The organism is Streptomyces sp. NPDC059785, assembly GCF_042732375.1.
In the GTDB taxonomy this organism is placed as follows: domain Bacteria; phylum Actinomycetota; class Actinomycetes; order Streptomycetales; family Streptomycetaceae; genus Streptomyces.
Window position 1 is genome coordinate 1 of the sequence record NZ_JBHWHV010000110.1, and the last position, 16,213, is coordinate 16,213.

A 16,213-nucleotide genomic window follows, 5' to 3' on the forward strand; every position below is an offset into this window, starting at 1 on the left:
CCCGCAGCGGGCCCGCCCTCCGCCTGGCGTCGCGCACCGTCAGCGGCAGCGGTGACCAGCCCGCGAGGCGGCCCAGGTCCACCACCGGTGGGGCCACCGGTGAGACGGCCATCACCTCGGCGGGCGTGCCGAGCACCGGCGGCGCGCCCGGCGCGGGCAACAGCACCACCCGGTCCGCGTACTGCACGACCCGTTCGAGCCGGTGCTCGGCCAGGAAGACCGTGGTGCCGAGGTCGTGGACGAGCCGTTGCAGCACGGCGAGCACCTCCTCGGCGGCGGCCGGGTCGAGCGCGGACGTCGGCTCATCCAGGACCAGCACCCCGGGGTGCGGGGTGAGCACCGAGCCGATGGCGACGCGCTGCCGCTGCCCGCCGGACAGCGTGGCGATGGGACGGTCGCGCAGCTCGGCCAGGCCCAGCAGGTCGAGGGTCTCCTCCACCCGGCGGCGCATCACGTCGGGGGCGAGACCGAGGGACTCCATGCCGTAGGCGAGCTCGTCCTCCACCGTGTCCGTGACGAAGTGGGCGAGCGGGTCCTGGCCCACCGTGCCCACCACGTCCGCGAGTTCGCGCGGCTTGTGGGTACGGGTGTCCCGGCCCGCGACGGTCACCCGCCCATGCAGGGTGCCGCCGGTGAAGTGCGGCACCAGACCGCTCACCGCGCCGAGGACGGTGGACTTGCCGACGCCCGACGGACCGGCGAGCAGCACCAGTTCGCCCTCCGGCACCTCGAAGTCCAGGCCCCGGACGGTCGGCGCGGACGCCCCCTCGAACGTCACGGAGACGTCCGTGAAGCGGATCATGAGGACTCCTCGGAGGTCGGAACGCCAGAGGACGGCGTGGCAGGGGCCGGGACGGTGGAAGTCGTTGTGGCGGGGACCGGGGCGGCGGAGACCGGGACAGCGGGGACCGGGACAGCGGGGGCCGGGGCGGCGAACGCGGGCAGCAGCCCGAGCAGGACCGCCGCCGCGGGCCACAGCGGCAGGACGGGCGCGGCCAGCGGTACGACACCCGGATGCAGAGCAGCCGGGACGACGGAGCCCGCCAGGGTCATGAGCCCTGCCACCGCGACCCCCGACCCCGACACGAGCCAGGCCCGCGCCCCCCACCCATCGGGCCGGTACCGCGTACGGACCGAGCGCCGGCCGCCCAGCCACAGCCCGCCGAGCGCCGCGGCCACCCCGGCCAGCAGCACCGGAAGCCCGTAACTCCCGCCCTCCGCGGTCAGCAGTCCGTACGTGCCCGCGCAGACGCCGAGCAGTCCGCCCAGGGTGAGGACGGCGGTCGTACGGCGGACGGCGGCCGGTACCTCGGCGGCGCGGCCGTAGCCGCGCGCGTCCATCGCCGCGGCCAGCGCCACCGAGCGTTCGAGGGCGCCCTCCAGGACCGGCAGCCCCACGTGCAGCAGGCCGCGCAGCCCGCGGTCGGGACGGCCGCGCAGCCGGCGCGCGGCGCGCAGCCGCTGCACGTCCGCGATCAGGTTCGGCGCGAACGTCAGCGCGACGACCACCGCGACGCCCGCCTCGTACAGGGCGCCCGGCAGTGACTTGAGCAGCCGGGCCGGGTTCGCGAGCGCGTTCGCCGCGCCCACGCAGACCAGCAGCGTGGCCAGCTTCAGACCGTCGTACAGGGCGAAGACCAGGCCCTCGGCGGTGACCCGGCCGCCGATGCGGATGCCCTGCGCCCAGCCGGGCAGCGGCACCTCGGGGAGGGTGACGACGACGTGCGTGCCGGGGATGGGGGAGCCGAGGAACACGGCGAAGCCGAGCCGGATCACGAGCACGGCCAGGCCGAGCCTGACGAAGGCTCCGTAGGAGCGGGCCCAGGGGGCGTCGGTGCGGCGGGCCGCCACGACGTAGCCGGCCACCCCGGCCAGCAGGGCGAGCAGCAGCGGATTGGTGGTCCGCGACGCGGCGACGCCGAGGCCAAGGGCCCAGATCCACCAGGCGCCCGGGTGCAGCGCGTTGGACCGGTGCGCCCGCGGTGCCCGGGCCGCGCGCGGGGCCGGCCGCCGTCCCGTACCGGAGTCGGAGCCGTCGCGGCCCGGCGGCCGGGGCACGCGTACGGCGGGTGTCGCGCGTACCGCGTCCGGGCGTTCGCCGTTGGCTGGTCTCATCGTCGGCGGCCGGTCTCAGTTCCGGCGGCGGCGGGCTTGCCAGACGGCGGCACCGGCCAGGACCACGACCGCGGCGGTCCCCGCGAGCAGCCCCACGGACGGCCCGCCGTCACCGTCACCGGAAGCGGCGTCCGCACCGGCATCGGTACTGGCACTGGCACCGCCGGTCGCCGAGACCCGCTCCCCGCAGCCCTTCGCCGGATAGCCCGCGATGGCGCACAGCAGCGCGTTGGTGTCGTAGCGCAGGGGTTTCGCGACCGAGGCGAGCGCGTCGGCCGTCGTCGCGTCGGCGGGCACCCGCGCACAGGCCGTACGGGTGCGCGGCGGCGTCTCGCCGGAGGGCGCGTCCGCCGCCGTACCGAAGTCGATGACGAGGGCGACGCGCTTGGCGCCGTCCCGCGCGGGCGTCTTCGCGCAGATGGCCGCGAAGTCCGCGGCGCCCCGGGGGCGCGCCGCGTCGCCGGAGTCCTCGCTGACGGCGAAGCGGAAGCCCTGCACGTCACCGTCGGCCGGGCGCGCCGTCGACGGGCCCTGGGTGGCGTACGACCACGCGCCGCCGGTCCGGTCCCAGAACGACCAGTAGCGGTAGCCGGCGGCCTGCGCGGGAGCCGCCGTGCCGACCGTGAGCAGCGCGGCGCAGCAGGTGAGGACGGAGAGGAGCAGGCCCGCCGTACCGCGCCGGGTCACAGCTGCTGCTTCTTGTTGCGGCCGCTGAGCAGGAAGCCGATGCCGATGCCGCCGACCAGGCCGACGCCGACGATCCACCAGACCGAGACGCCGTCGCCCTCGTCGTCCTTCTGCTCGTCCTTCGTGGCGCTCGGGCTCGCCGAGGACCCGGCCGTCTGCGCCGCAGGACCGGTCGCGCCGAGCTGCTTCACGAGGTCGGCGCCGCCGAAGTCGCGCGGGTCGGCGCCGGTGGCGTGCGCGGCGAGGATGAGCTGCGCGTACGCGGCCGGGCCCGACTTCGCCGCCCAGTCGGCGGAGTTCTTCTCCAGCCAGGCGAGGGACTGCTTCGCGGCGTCGGCGGAGCCCGCGGCGGCGAGCGCGACGACCGCGTCCGCGGTGTTGCCGTAGTCGGGCTGGTCCTCGGCGCCGGCCAGCGCGGACTTCAGGTACGAGGTGTCCTTCAAGGTGGCGGCGAGGTGGACCGCGCCGTTGTGCGCGGCCTGCTCGGGGGTGGGCTGGTCGGCCTTCTGGCAGGTGGCGTCGGCGGAGGCCTTGCCCGCCGTCGCCGCGAGGCCCTTGCCGAGCCCGCCGAGGACCGCCGCGGCGGTGGCGTCCTCGTTCGCGGCGAGGCCGCCCTTCTTGTCCGGCTGGTAGGCGAAGGCGCCGCCGCCGTCCTCGGCGCAGGGAATCGACAGCTTCACCAGCGCGTCGTACGGGGACTTGCCGCCCTTGGCGACGTCCCCGGGCTTCTCCCCGGCGGCGGCCAGCGCGCCGATCACCACGGAGGTCGAGTTGGCGTCGCTCGCGCCGCCCGCGGTGTAGCCCCAGCCGCCGTCCTTGTTCTGGACGGACTTCAGCCAGGTCAGCGCCTTGCCGGTGGCGTCGTCGTGCCCGCCGGGCGCGGCCAGGGCCTGTACGGCGGCCGCGGTGCTGTTGGTGTCGACCATGGTTTTGGCGCCGCACTTCGCCGTCGCGTCGGCGCGGTACGGGGCGAAGGCGCCGTTCGCGCACTGCTGTCCGGTCAGCCAGTCGACCGCCTTGTCCGCCGGCTTCACGCCGACGGTGTACTGGGCGAGCAGCGCGAGCGACTGGCGCCAGACGCCGTCGTAGGTGGGGTCGGAGGTGCCGTACAGGCCGGACGGGAGCGCCGTCGACGGGGACGTCGATGCTGCCGGGGACGAGTCGTCGGCGAGGGCGGCCGGTGCGACGGCCGTCCCGATCACGGCGGTGGCGGCCAGTACCACGGCGCTGCGGCGAACAGTCATGACTCTCCCTGCGGGGCGCCGGGCAGCACCGGGCCCCCGCTGGGCTACCGGTGGCTCCGGCCCCGTATCCCTCGACGGTGCCGGCCAGCGGCGGGCTGCCGATGGCGCGAGCCGGTCACGTCCCGCACGCGGCGATCCGGCGTACCACCTGCGGATGGTCCACGAGTGGGGGCGGCCCGCCCGGCTCGGGTGCGGCCGAGGACCAAGGACGGCCCGGACCGGAACCGGCGCCGCGATTGCGCCGGATTCCCCCCGTACGGGTGTGATGACGACCTGCCCACTCTACCGGCCCGTAGCGAACGGCCTGAGGACCACCTGTGCGACCCCGGCCGCCGGGGACGGGGGATCGGCCGGATACGGGGATCGGCCGCCCATGGGGCTACGGCACCGGTGTCGGGACCGGTGCCTCCAGTGGCTGGCACAGGACCAGGGCCAGGTCGTCGGCGGGCGGGCCGCCGATGTGGTCGAGCAGGGCGGTGTACAGGGTGTGCAGGGCTTCTTCCGGCAGGGGCTCGCGCAGGGCGTGCACGGCCTCGCCGAGGAGCGGGAAGCTCGCGCCGTGCTGGTCCCTGGCCTCGGTCAGCCCGTCGGTGTAGAGCAGGAGCCGGTCGCCGGGCTGGAGCCGTACCCGGTACTGGCGCGGTTCGGGCCCGAGGCCGAGCGGCGGCGCGGGGACCACCGGCTCCAGCAGTTCGACCCGGTGGCCGAAGCGCAGCGGCGCCGGATGGCCGCAGTTGACCAGCCGCACCTCGCCGGGGCCGAACTCGGCGAGCACCGCCGTCACGAAGTCCTCGGGCCCCAGCTCCGGGGCGAGCCGGGCGTCGAGCCCCTCGGCGACCGCCGTCAGGTCGGGCGCGCGATAGGCCAGCTCGCGGAAGCCTGCGATGGTGTCGGCGGTCAGCCGGAGCGCGTCGAGACCGTGCCCGCGGACGTCGCCGACGACGACCCGCAGGCCGAACGGGGTCACCGCGACGTCGTACAGATCGCCGCCGACCGCGGACTCCCGGGCGGCGCAGTGGTAGCGGGTGCTGACCTGGGTGCCGTCCAGGTTCCTGGAGATGGGGCGCAGGATGGCCCGCTGGGTGACCCGGGCCACCTCGCGGGCCTGGGCCAGCGTGGCGGCCAGCCGCTCGCGCTGGCGCGCCGCGTGCACGGTGAGCGCGCAGCCGAGGACGAGCCCGCCCCAGCTCACGGCGGACCCCGGGCCCGGCACCGGGCCGTCGCCGATCCCCATGGCCAGGCCGAGCGCCACGGAGCAGCAGCAGCTCAGCAGGGTGCTGCGGGTGCCGAGCCGGACACAGGCCAGCAGCGGGCCGATGAGCAGCAGGGTGATCAGGGACGGGACCCGGTCGAAGAGCAGGTCGGGGGCGGCGATCAGCAGACAGGCGGCCAGCGGGGCGAGCAGCAGCCGGTACTCCCGCCCGCAGACGTCCTCGCCGCCGGTACCGACCGAGCCGCCGCCGGTGCCGGTACCGACCGAGCCGCCGCCGGTGCCGGTACCGACCGAGTTGCCGCCGGTGCCGGTGCCGACCGAGCCGCCGCCGGTGCCGACCGAGCTGCCCATGCCGCCCGTGCCGCCGGTGCCGACCGTGCCCGCAGTGACGCCAGTGCTGCCCGGGCCGACAGTGCCGCTTCCAGCGCTCCCCGATCCGCGAGTGCTGCCCGAGCCGCCCATGCCGCCCAGGGCGCCGGTGCTGCCCGTGCCGCCGCCGGTGCCGACCGTGCCCGCAGTGACGCCAGTGCTGCCCGGGCCGACAGTGCCGCTTCCAGCGCTCCCCGATCCGCGAGTGCTGCCCGAGCCGCCCATGCCGCCAGTGCTGTTCAAGCCGCCCAGGGCGCCGGTGCTGCCCAGACCGCCGGCGCTGCCCGTGCCGCCGCCGGCGCCACCCGCGCCGGCCGTGCCACCCGCGCCGGCCGTGCCGCCGGTGCCGACCGAGCCGCCCGTGCCGTCACCCGTACCACCCGCGCCGCCCTTGTCCTTGGCGGTCATCCGCTCCCTCTGCTCCCTCTCGGCCATCATCCGACGATCTCCGAATATCGCCCGTCTTCACTTGATCAACAGGGAGTTGACCGCATCTCTTCGGAAACTGCCGGATATGACTCCGGCACTGGATCTTTCTGTCCGAGTTCGGGGAGCGGCCTCTGACGTGGGTCCGACGCCGACACACTGACGCTGTGTCTGAGCAGCCGTCCGGTCACCGCACCGGCAATCTCCCGCCCGTAGTCGGTACGTTCGTCGGAAGGCGGGCCGAACTCACCTGGCTGCGCAGTCGGCTTGAACTCGACGACGGTGAGGCGGCGAAAGGGCCGGTGAGCCTGGTCGGCGCCGGAGGGGTCGGCAAGACCCGGCTCGCCCTCGACGCCGCGGGCCGCGCGGCCGCCTCCTTCCCGGACGGCGTCTGGCTGGTGGAGCTGTCCCCGCTGCGCACCCCGGGCCTGGTCGGACTCGCCGTGCTGGAGGCGCTGCGCCTGGGCGACCAGTCGACGAGCCCGGTGACCGAGGTGGTGGCCGACTGGGCCGCGGACAAACGGCTGCTGCTGATCCTCGACTCCTGCGAACACGTCCTGGCGGACTGCGTCGCCCTGGTCGAGACGCTGCTGCCCGCCCTGCCCGGACTGCGGGTGCTCGTCACCAGCCGGGAGCCGCTCGGGCTGCCTGCGGAGCAGGTGCTGCGGGTCGATCCGCTGCCGGTGCCGGACGACGCCGTGGCCCTGTTCGCCGACCGCGCGGCCGCCGCCGATCCGGGATTCGTCCTGGACGAGGCCGACCGCGCCACCGCCACCGCCGTCTGCGAACGCCTCGACGGCATCCCGCTCGCCATCGAACTCGCCGCCGCCCGCCTCGGCGAGCTCTCCCTCGACGAGCTGCACGGCCGGCTCGGCGAGCGGCTGCCCACCGCCCTCGACATCCTCACCTCGGACGCCGTAGAGGGGCCCGTCGAAGGACCCGCGCGCCACCGTACGCTGCGTACGGCCATCGGCTGGAGCCACGAACTGTGCGCGCCGCTCGAGCGGTTGCTGTGGGCCCGGCTCTCGGTGTTCGCGGGCGGCTTCCACATGACGGCCGTCGAGGAGATCTGCACGGGCGGCCCGCTGTCCGCCGAGGCCGTCGACGACCTGCTGGCCCGGCTGGTCGAGCAGTCCATCGTGCTGTCCCACCGCACCGACCCCGAGCGCTTCCGGCTCCCGGACACGGTGCGGGAGTTCGGCGCCGACTGGCTGCGCGAGCTGGGCGAGGAACAGCGGGTGCGGCTGCTCCACCGCGACCACTACCGGCGGCTGGCCCGCGAGGGGTGCGCCGCCTGGAACACCGCCCGCCAGACCGAGTGGTGCGAGCGCACCCTGCGCGAACACGCCAACCTCCGGGCGGCGATGGACTGCGCGCTCGCCGAGCCGCACAGCGCCGTCGCCCTGGAGACGGCCGCCGACATCGGCTTCCTCTGGCGGCACTGCGGATATCTGCGGGACGCCCAGCACTGCCTCGACCAGGTGCTCGCCGGGGACGGACGGGCCGCGGCGGACGCCGAGGACTCCGCCCGCGCCCGCGCGCTGTGGGTGCGCGGCGCCGTGGCCCTCCTCCAGGGCGACCTGGACGGGGCGGGGCACTGGGCGGCGCTCTGCGCGGACGCCGCGCGGGAACTGGGCGACCCCGTGGCGGTGGTGGCCGCCGCCTCCCTCACCGGCGGGCACCTGTCCCTGACCGGCAGGGTCGCCGAGGCGGTCGGCCTGCTCGCCTCGGTCCCCCGAATCCCGGTCCAGGGCGACGTGTTCGGCGCCGCCCAGCTCCAGACCCGCCTCGCGCTCTCCTTCTGCCATCTGCTGCTCGGCGAGTTCGACGCGGCCCGCGAGGTGGCGCGCGAGGTGCGCACGGCGGGGCTCGAACTCGGCGAGTGCTGGACGGGCGCGTTCGCGGAGTGCTTCGTGGCCCAGGCCGACCTGGGCCGCGGCGACGTCCTTTCGGCGCTGCGCAACGCCCGCGGCGCCCTGGCCGGGCACGCGCTGCTGCACAACACGGTGGGCGCGGCCATGGCCCTTGACGTGCTCGCCGCCGCGGCCGTCGAGGCCGGGGAGGGCGACTTCGCGGCCCGGCTCCTCGGTATCGGCCAGCGGGCCTGGGAGTTCACCGGCCGCGCCCAGCTCAACTCCCCGGACCTGATCGCCACCCGCCGCACCCACGAGCTGCGGGTCCGCGCCCTGATCGGCGACGCGGCGTACGACAGGGAGTACGAGGCGGGGCGCGCGATGCCGTACCAGCAGGGTCTGGAGCACGCGGCCAAGGGGCAGTGACGCCCGGCGCCCGCCTCGCGCACCTCACCCAGGGGCGGGCGCCGTCACACCGCCACGTACGTCACCGGATCGGCGTCGAGGTCCGCCTCCGCGCGGCCCAGTTTCACCAGCCGGCGCAGATGCGCCTCGGCCTCGGAGACCGCGATGGTGCGCGACTGGCCGGGGATGCGGTCCCAGGGGCGGTTCCACTCCATGCGCTCGGCGAGCTGCCAGGGGGTGAGCGGGACGGTGAGCAGGGCGAGCAGCCCGGTGAGCCGTTCCTCGTGGTGCGCGAGCAACTGCCGTACCCGCGCGGGCGCGTCGGTGAAGGCGTGCTGGTGGGCGGGGAGCACCTCGGCGGGACCGAGCCGGCCGACGCGCTCCAGGGAGTCCAGGTAGTCGCCGAGCGGGTCGGTGACCTCGCCGGAACCGGTGAGCCCGTGCGGCCCGGGGAGATTGCCGTCGTCGTCCGGTGCCTCGTACAGGCCGATGTGCGGGGTGATCTCCGGCAGCAGGTGGTCGCCGGAGAACAGCCGGCCGTGGCCCGTGAGTCCGGCCGGGTGGGCCTCCTCCAGGTGCAGGCAGACGTGGCCCGGGGTGTGTCCCGGGGTCCAGACCGCCCGCAGGCGGCGGCCGGGCAGGTCGAGGAGTTCGCCGGGGAGGATGTCGCGGTCGGGGAGCGCGGCCGTGAAGGCGCGGCCCTCGCCCGGCCGGGCCGCGCGCAGCGGCGCCACGTGCGCGTCGGGCGCGCCCGCGGCCGTCAGTTTCCGCTCCATGTACGACAGCCAGAGCCCGCGCCGGGTCTCGCGCATCCGCCGGACCACCGCGGTGTCCGCGGCGTGCATCGCGATCCAGGCGCCCGACGCCTCCCGGACCCGGCCCGAGAGGCCGTGGTGGTCGGGGTGGTGGTGGGTGACGACCACGCCGTGGATCTCGGCGGCCGAGGTGCCGCAGGCGGTGAGCCCTTCGGTGAGCACGTCCCAGGAGTCCGGGTCGTCCCAGCCGGTGTCGATCAGGGCCGGGCCGCGGTCGGTGTCCACGACGTACACCAGGGTGTGGCCGAGCGGGTTGTCCGGGATCGGGACCCGGATCGAGCGCACGCCCCCGCCGTGATCGGTCACCTGCGCCATGGTCGCCCGCCAATCGCCGCCTACCGGCCACTATAACTAGAACGAGTTCCATTGGGAGCCCGAGCCGACTTCCCGGCCGGCGGCCGGGGTGTCCCGCGGGCCGGTCCCGGCCCGTGGACTCCTCCGGCGGCACCTGGTATCACGGGTCTCGTAGTCGCATCTGATGACCTGTCAGGGACAGTCCCCGGGAAGGCAGTCGGCCATGACGGAGCTCGTGGAGCACGGACAGCTGTACATCGGCGGGGAGCTGGCGGACCCCCTGGGACAGGACGTCATCGAGGTGGTCTCCCCGCACACCGAGGAGGTCATCGGCCGGGTGCCGCACGCCTCGGAAGCGGACGTGGACCGGGCCGTCGCCGCCGCCCGCGCCGCCTTCGACGAGGGCCCCTGGCCCCGGGCCACGCTCGACGAGCGGATCGCGGTCGTCACCCGCATCAAGGACGCGATCGCCGCCCGCCACGAGGAGATCGCCCGCGTGATCTCCGCCGAGAACGGCTCCCCGTACTCCTGGAGCGTCCTCGCGCAGGCGCTCGGCGCGATGATGGTCTGGGACGCGGCGATCACCGTCGCCCGGGACTTCCGGTACGAGGAGCGGCGCGACGGCGTCCTCGGCAAGCTGCTCGTCCGCCGCGAGCCGGTGGGCGTGGTCGCCGCCGTCGTGCCGTGGAACGTGCCCCAGTTCGTCGCCGCCGCCAAGCTCGCGCCCGCGCTGCTCACCGGCTGCACCGTCGTCCTCAAGCCGTCGCCCGAGTCGCCCCTGGACGCCTATCTGCTCGGCGAGATCGCGCGCGCGGCGGGGCTCCCGGAGGGCGTCCTGTCGATCCTGCCCGCGGACCGCGAGGTCAGCGAGTACCTGGTCGGGCACCCCGGCATCGACAAGGTCTCCTTCACCGGGTCCGTCGCGGCCGGCAAACGCGTGATGGAGGTCGCCGCCCGCAACCTCACCCGGGTCACCCTGGAACTGGGCGGCAAGTCGGCGGCCGTGGTCCTCCCCGACGCCGACCTCGCCACCGCCGTCCCCGGCATCGTCTCGGCCGCCTGGATGAACAACGGCCAGGCGTGCGTGGCGCAGACCCGCATCCTGCTGCCGCGCTCGCGCTACGACGAGTTCGCGGACGCCTTCGCCGCCGCCGCGGACGCGCTCGTGGTCGGCGACCCGCTGGACCCGGCGACCCAGGTGGGCCCGCTGGTCGCCCGGCGCCAGCAGCAGCGCAGCCTCGACTACATCCGCATCGGCCAGGAGGAGGGCGCCAAGATCCTGGTCGGCGGTGGGCGCCCGCCGGGCCTGGAGCGCGGCTGGTACGTGGAGCCCACCCTCTTCGGCGACGTCGACAACTCCATGCGGATCGCCCGCGAGGAGATCTTCGGACCCGTCATCTGCCTGCTCCCGTACGGTGACGAGGGCGAGGCCGTGAAGATCGCCAACGACTCGGACTACGGGCTCAGCGGCAGCGTCTGGACGGCGGACACGGAGCGCGGCATCGACGTGGCCCGCCGGGTGCGCACCGGCACCTACTCGGTCAACACCTTCAGCCTCGACATGCTCGGTCCCTTCGGCGGCTACAAGAACTCCGGGCTCGGCCGGGAGTTCGGCCCCGAGGGCTACGGCGAGTTCCTGGAGCACAAGATGATCCACCTGCCCGCGGACCAGGAGGCGTAGGCGTGGGTGACCGCTGGCACGTGGAGGTCGACCGGTCCGTCTGCATCGGCTCCGCCCAGTGTGTGCACCAGGCACCGGACGCCTTCCGGCTCGACGCCGCCATGCAGTCCCACCCGGCCGCCGCGGAGACCGACGCCGAGGAACGGGTCCTGGAGGCGGCCGAGGGCTGCCCCGTCGAGGCCATCACGATCACCCTCCAGGGCAGCGGGGAGCCGGTGTTCCCGCCGGAGGAATGACCTCGTACGGAGGAATGACCTCGTACGCGTGACGGCCTCAGCCCTCGTCGCCCGGCTCCGTCAGGTCGATCAGCCGGCACACCGTCTCTATGTCGATCTTGACCTGGGCGATCGAGGCCCGTCCGGAGAGCCAGGTGATGAGGGCCGAGTGCCAGGTGTGCTCGATGACGCGGACCGCGGAGAGCTGCTCGGCGGTGGGCACGTCCAGGCCCATCGCGTCCAGGATGATCACCGTCGTCTGGCGGGAGACCTGGTCGACCTCGGGGCTGACGCTGCGGTCCGCGAAGGTGAGCGCGCGGACCATCGCGTCGGCGAGGTGCGGTTCGCGCTGGAGCGCCCGGAACGCCCGCATCAGCGTCTCCGCCACCCGTTCGGCGGCACGCTCCCCGTTCGGCGGCTTCTTGCGCAGCGTGCCGTGCATGTGCTCGAGCTGGTCCTGCATCGTGGCGACCAGCAGGTGGACTTTGGACGGGAAGTAGCGGTAGAGCGTGCCGAGCGCGACCTGCGAGACCTCGGCGACCTCCCGCATCTGCACCGCGTCGAAGCCGCCCCGGCTGGCGAGCTGGGCGCTCGCGCGCAGGATGCGCCGGCGACGGGCCTCCTGGCGCTCGGTGAGCGGGGGCGAGGCGGGCTGCGCGACGGCGCGCGGATCCGGGTGCGCGGGCCGCGCGCCGTCGCGCGCGGTCCTGGCCGCGCCGCGCCCGGTTGTGGCCGCGTCCCGCGAGGTCTTGGCTGCGTTCGGCGCGGTCTTGGCTGCGTTCGGCGGGGTTGTGGCTGCGTTCGGCGGGGTTGTGGCTGCGTCCCGCGGGGTCTTGGCTGCGTCCGGCGCGGTTGTGGCCGCGTCCCGCCCGGTCTTGGCCGCGTTCGGCGGGGTTGTGGCCGCGTCGCGCCCGGTTGTGGCCGCGTCCCGCGAGGTCCTGGCCGCGTCCCGCCCGGTCTTGGCCGCGTTCGGCGGGGTTGTGGCTGCGTCCCGCGGGGTCTTGGCTGCGTCCGGCGCGGTCTTGGCTGCGTTCGGCGGGGTTGTGGCCGCGTCCCGCCCGGTTGCGGCTGCGTTCGGCGGGGTTGTGGCCGCGTCCCGCCCGGTTGCGGCTGCGTCGCGCGCGGTCGTGGCCGCGTCCCGCCCGATCGTGGCCGGGTCCGGCCCGGTCGTGGCTGCCTCCTGCCCGGTCATGGTCGCGTCCGGCGAGGTCGTGGCCGCGTTCCGCGCGGTCCTGGCTTCGTCCCGCGCGGTCGCGGCCCGTGCCGCCTTGGCTTCCGCAGGCATAAGTCTCCGTCGTGGCGTGAATCACCTGATCCACCGCTCACACCTGCCCTACCTGCCGGTAGATTCAGTGGTCCTCGGACGATCAAGTCTGCAACTTGTTCTAGATTAGCGTCCCGGCGTAATCTCGCGGGACAGTGCAGGAAGAAGGGGGCCCGGAGTGACCGCTGAGGCCATGGAGGCGGGTCCCGAGCAGGGTCCCGCCGCGGACGGCGGACGGCCCCTGCGCATCGCGCTCCTGACCTACAAGGGGAACCCGTTCTGCGGCGGCCAGGGCGTCTACGTCCGCCACCTCTCGCGCGAGCTCGCCCGCCTCGGCCACCGCGTCGAGGTCATCGGCTCCCAGCCCTACCCGGTGCTCGACGAGCACGGGGGCCCGGGGGGCCTCTCCCTCACCGAACTGCCGAGCCTCGACCTGTACCGCCAGCCCGACCCCTTCCGCACCCCGAAGCGCGAGGAGTACCGGGACTGGATCGACGCCCTCGAGGTCGGCACCATGTGGACCGGCGGCTTCCCCGAGCCGCTCACCTTCTCCCTGCGCGCCCGCCGCCATCTGCGCGCCCGCCGCGGCGAGTTCGACGTCGTCCACGACAACCAGACCCTCGGCTACGGGCTGCTCGGCGACGTCGGCGCCCCGCTGGTGACCACCATCCACCACCCGATCACCGTCGACCGGAAGCTGGAGCTGGACGCCGCCGAGACCTGGCAGCGCCGCGCCTCGGTCCGCCGCTGGTACGCCTTCACCCGGATGCAGAAGCGCGTCGCGCGCCGCCTGCCGTCCGTGCTCACGGTCTCCGGCACCTCGCGCCAGGAGATCGCCGACCACCTCAGGGTCCGCGGCGAGCGCATCCACGTCGTCCACATCGGCGCCGACACCGACCTCTTCTCGCCCGATCCGGCGGTGGCGCAGGTGCCGGGCCGCATCGTCACCACCTCCAGCGCCGACGTGCCGCTCAAGGGCCTGGTCTTCCTGGTCGAGGCGCTCGCCAAGGTGCGCGCCGAGCACCCCGCCGCGCACCTCGTCGTCGTCGGCAAGCGCGCCGAGGACGGCCCGGTCGCCGCGGCCATAGAGCGCTACGGCCTCGAAGGCGCCGTCGAGTTCGTCAAGGGCATCTCGGACGCCGAACTCGTCGACCTCGTCCGGTCGGCGGAGGTCGCCTGCGTGCCCTCCCTGTACGAGGGGTTCTCGCTGCCCGCCGCCGAGGCGATGGCGACGGGCACCCCGCTGGTGGCGACGACCGGCGGCGCGATCCCCGAGGTCGCGGGGACCGACGGCGAGACGTGCCTGGCCGTGCCGCCCGGCGACCCCGGCGCCCTGGCGGCCGGACTGAGCCGCCTCCTCGGCGACGCCGAACTGCGCGCCCGGCTCGGCCTCGCGGGCCGCGAGCGGGTGCTGCGCCACTTCACCTGGGCCCGCGCGGCCGAGGGCACGGTGGCGCGCTACCGCGAGGCGATCGCCGCCGCCCCGAAGGGCCGCGCCGCCGGTTCCCGCTCCGGCCGCCGGGCGACTGCGCCGCAGGCGCCCGGTGCCACCGCCGCACCCTCCTCGGCAACCTCCTCCGTACCCCCCGTAGAAACCCTCGACCGCGAAAGCAGGGCCACGTGCTGACCGTCGACTTCTCCCGGTTCCCGCTCGCCCCGGGCGACCGTGTGCTGGACCTCGGCTGTGGCGCCGGCCGGCACGCGTTCGAGTGCTACCGGCGCGGCGCCCGGGTCGTCGCGCTGGACCGCAACGGCGAGGAGATCCGCGAGGTCGCCAAGTGGTTCGCGGCGATGAAGGAGGCCGGCGAGGCGCCCGCCGGGGCCACTGCGACGGCGATGGAGGGCGACGCCCTGGCCCTGCCCTTCCCGGACGAGTCCTTCGATGTCGTGATCATCTCCGAGGTCATGGAGCACATCCCGGACGACAAGGGCGTCCTCGCCGAGATGGTCCGGGTGCTCAAGCCCGGCGGCCGGATCGCCGTCACCGTCCCGCGCTACGGGCCCGAGAAGATCTGCTGGGCGCTGTCCGACGCGTACCACGAGGTCGAGGGCGGCCACATCCGCATCTACCGGGCGGAGGAACTGCTCGGCAGGATGCGCGAGGCGGGCCTGCGCCCCTACGGCACCCACCACGCGCACGGCCTGCACTCCCCGTACTGGTGGCTGAAGTGCGCGTTCGGCGTCGACAACGACCGTGCGCTGCCCGTGCGGGCGTACCACAAGCTGCTGGTCTGGGACATCATGAAGAAGCCGCTCGCCACCCGGGTCGCCGAGAACGCGCTCAACCCGCTGATCGGCAAGAGCTTCGTGGCGTACGCGACCAAGCCGCACCTGCCCGCCGCCGCGGCGGCCACGACCGGGACGGACGCGCCCGCCGCCGGCGCCGACGTGACCGGGCCGAACACGCCCGCCGCCGCGGTGGACGCTTCGTGACGACGCCCCGGACAGAACACCTCGTCCTGCCCGGGGTCCTCACCGCCGAGGAGGCGGCCGCCACCGTGCGCGGCATCCTCGGGGTGCAGCGCCCCGACGGGGCGATCCCCTGGTTCCGCGGCCACCACCTCGACCCCTGGGACCACACCGAGGCCGCGATGGCGCTCGACGCGGCCGGGGAGCACGAAGCGGCGGAGCGCGCCTACGACTGGCTCGCCCGGCACCAGAACCCGGACGGCTCCTGGTACGCCGCCTACGCCGACGGCGACCACGCGGACGTCACCGACCGCGGCCGGGAGACCAACTTCGTCGCCTACGTCGCGGTCGGCGTCTGGCACCACTACCTGGCCACCGGCGACGACACCTTCCTCGACCGGATGTGGCCGTCGGTGTACGCCGCCGTGGAGTTCGTCCTCCGCCTCCAGCAGCCCGGCGGACAGATCGGCTGGAAGCGCGAGGACGACGGTACGGCGGTCAACGACGCGCTGCTGACCGGCAGTTCGTCGATACACCACGCACTGCGCTGCGCGCTCGCCATCGCCGAGCAGCGCGAGGAACCGCAGCCGGACTGGGAGCTGGCGGCCGGCGCGCTGCGGCACGCGATCCGCCGCCACCCCGAGCGGTTCCTCGACAAGAGCCGCTACTCGATGGACTGGTACTACCCGGTGCTCGGCGGCGCGCTGACCGGCGCCGAGGCCAAGTCCCGCATCGAGGAGGGCTGGGAGCGCTTCGTGGTCCCCGGGCTCGGCGTCCGCTGCGTCGTGCCCAACCCGTGGGTGACCGGCGGCGAGTCCGCCGAACTGGCCCTGGCCCTCTGGGTCACCGGCGAGTCCGACCGCGCCCTGGAGATACTCCAGTCGATCCAGCACCTGCGCGACCCGGAGTCCGGCCTGTACTGGACGGGTTACGTCTTCGAGGACGGCGCCGTCTGGCCCGAGGAACTGACCAGCTGGACCGCCGGCTCCCTGCTCCTCGCGGTGGCGGCCCTCGGCGGCGACGAACCGACCTGCGCGGTCTTCGGCGCCGAACGCCTGCCGAACGGACTGGACCCGGACTGCTGCGCGTAGCGCCCGCGCGGACGCGGGCGCTACGCGGGTGCCTGCGCTAGGGCGTGTTGCGAAAGTCCCGCCTGCCGCGCGACGCCATGCACGCCCTCTCGCCGCACCGGGCGAAAGCCCGAGTACGTCCAGTACGAGGGC

12 protein-coding genes and 2 pseudogenes are annotated in these 16,213 nt (G+C 74.8%); 6 read left to right on the top strand and 8 right to left on the bottom strand.

Annotated elements, in window-relative coordinates; all coding sequences use genetic code 11:
• The 5 genes from ACFV6E_RS41900 to ACFV6E_RS41920 form a co-directional block, all read right to left on the bottom strand.
• Positions 1-802 (bottom strand): ABC transporter ATP-binding protein (locus ACFV6E_RS41900; RefSeq protein WP_385468941.1); only part of this gene is annotated, 802 nt, incomplete at its 3' end.
• The gene (locus tag ACFV6E_RS41905; protein WP_385468944.1) at positions 799-2,115 is read right to left on the bottom strand and encodes an energy-coupling factor transporter transmembrane component T; all 1,317 of its coding nucleotides are present in this window, start codon (positions 2,113-2,115) and stop codon (positions 799-801) included. The genes ACFV6E_RS41900 and ACFV6E_RS41905, both read right to left, overlap by 4 nt.
• Positions 2,116-2,130: 15 nt before the next feature.
• Positions 2,131-2,802, bottom strand: a complete 672-nt coding sequence (locus ACFV6E_RS41910) for an SCO2322 family protein (protein WP_385468947.1) — start codon at positions 2,800-2,802, stop codon at positions 2,131-2,133.
• Entirely contained in the window at positions 2,799-4,046 is a 1,248-nt protein-coding gene (locus ACFV6E_RS41915; RefSeq protein WP_385468950.1) for a prenyltransferase/squalene oxidase repeat-containing protein, read from the bottom strand. Before ACFV6E_RS41915 ends, ACFV6E_RS41910 begins: the two co-directional genes overlap by 4 nt.
• A 379-nt stretch (positions 4,047-4,425) precedes the next feature.
• Positions 4,426-6,063: a PP2C family protein-serine/threonine phosphatase gene (locus ACFV6E_RS41920; RefSeq protein ID WP_385468953.1), complete on the bottom strand. Its 1,638-nt coding sequence runs from the start codon at positions 6,061-6,063 to the stop codon at positions 4,426-4,428.
• A gap of 158 nt (positions 6,064-6,221) precedes the next feature.
• Between ACFV6E_RS41920 and ACFV6E_RS41925 the strand changes: the two genes are divergently transcribed.
• Positions 6,222-8,333, top strand: coding sequence for an ATP-binding protein (locus tag ACFV6E_RS41925; protein ID WP_385468956.1), 2,112 nt, complete (start codon positions 6,222-6,224; stop codon positions 8,331-8,333).
• Between the two features lie 44 nt (positions 8,334-8,377).
• Here ACFV6E_RS41925 and ACFV6E_RS41930 read toward each other — a convergent pair whose 3' ends face one another.
• Entirely contained in the window at positions 8,378-9,442 is a 1,065-nt protein-coding gene (locus ACFV6E_RS41930) for an MBL fold metallo-hydrolase (RefSeq protein WP_385170577.1), read from the bottom strand.
• Positions 9,443-9,644: 202 nt separating this feature from the next.
• Here ACFV6E_RS41930 and ACFV6E_RS41935 point away from each other — a divergent pair, with 202 nt between their 5' ends.
• Together ACFV6E_RS41935 and ACFV6E_RS41940 are read left to right on the top strand one after the other, a co-directional pair.
• A complete protein-coding gene (locus tag ACFV6E_RS41935; protein WP_385468959.1) occupies positions 9,645-11,102 on the top strand; it encodes an aldehyde dehydrogenase in 1,458 nt (485 codons plus the stop codon).
• Between the two features lie 2 nt (positions 11,103-11,104).
• Positions 11,105-11,338, top strand: coding sequence for a ferredoxin (locus ACFV6E_RS41940; protein ID WP_385170573.1), 234 nt, complete (start codon positions 11,105-11,107; stop codon positions 11,336-11,338).
• 37 nt (positions 11,339-11,375) lie between these two features.
• On the opposite strand, the pseudogene ACFV6E_RS41945 reads toward ACFV6E_RS41940, so the two are convergent.
• A pseudogene (locus tag ACFV6E_RS41945) lies at positions 11,376-11,969 on the bottom strand (TetR family transcriptional regulator); the annotation flags it as partial.
• Positions 11,970-12,250: 281 nt separating this feature from the next.
• Positions 12,251-12,424 (bottom strand): annotated as a pseudogene (locus ACFV6E_RS41950) (hypothetical protein); the annotation flags it as partial.
• Between the two features lie 335 nt (positions 12,425-12,759).
• On the opposite strand from ACFV6E_RS41950, the gene ACFV6E_RS41955 reads away from it, so the two are divergent.
• The 3 genes from ACFV6E_RS41955 to ACFV6E_RS41965 are packed head-to-tail and all read left to right on the top strand — an operon-like array spanning position 12,760 to position 16,081.
• Positions 12,760-14,208, top strand: a complete 1,449-nt coding sequence (locus tag ACFV6E_RS41955) for a glycosyltransferase family 4 protein (protein ID WP_385170571.1) — start codon at positions 12,760-12,762, stop codon at positions 14,206-14,208.
• On the top strand, positions 14,202-15,014 hold the full coding sequence (locus ACFV6E_RS41960; protein WP_385170568.1) for a class I SAM-dependent methyltransferase: 813 nt from the start codon (positions 14,202-14,204) through the stop codon (positions 15,012-15,014). The genes ACFV6E_RS41955 and ACFV6E_RS41960 overlap by 7 nt, the downstream gene beginning before the upstream one ends.
• Complete coding sequence (locus ACFV6E_RS41965; RefSeq protein ID WP_385468962.1) at positions 15,011-16,081, top strand: prenyltransferase/squalene oxidase repeat-containing protein; 1,071 nt, start codon at positions 15,011-15,013, stop codon at positions 16,079-16,081. The genes ACFV6E_RS41960 and ACFV6E_RS41965 overlap by 4 nt, the downstream gene beginning before the upstream one ends.
• Positions 16,082-16,213 lie beyond the last annotated feature (132 nt).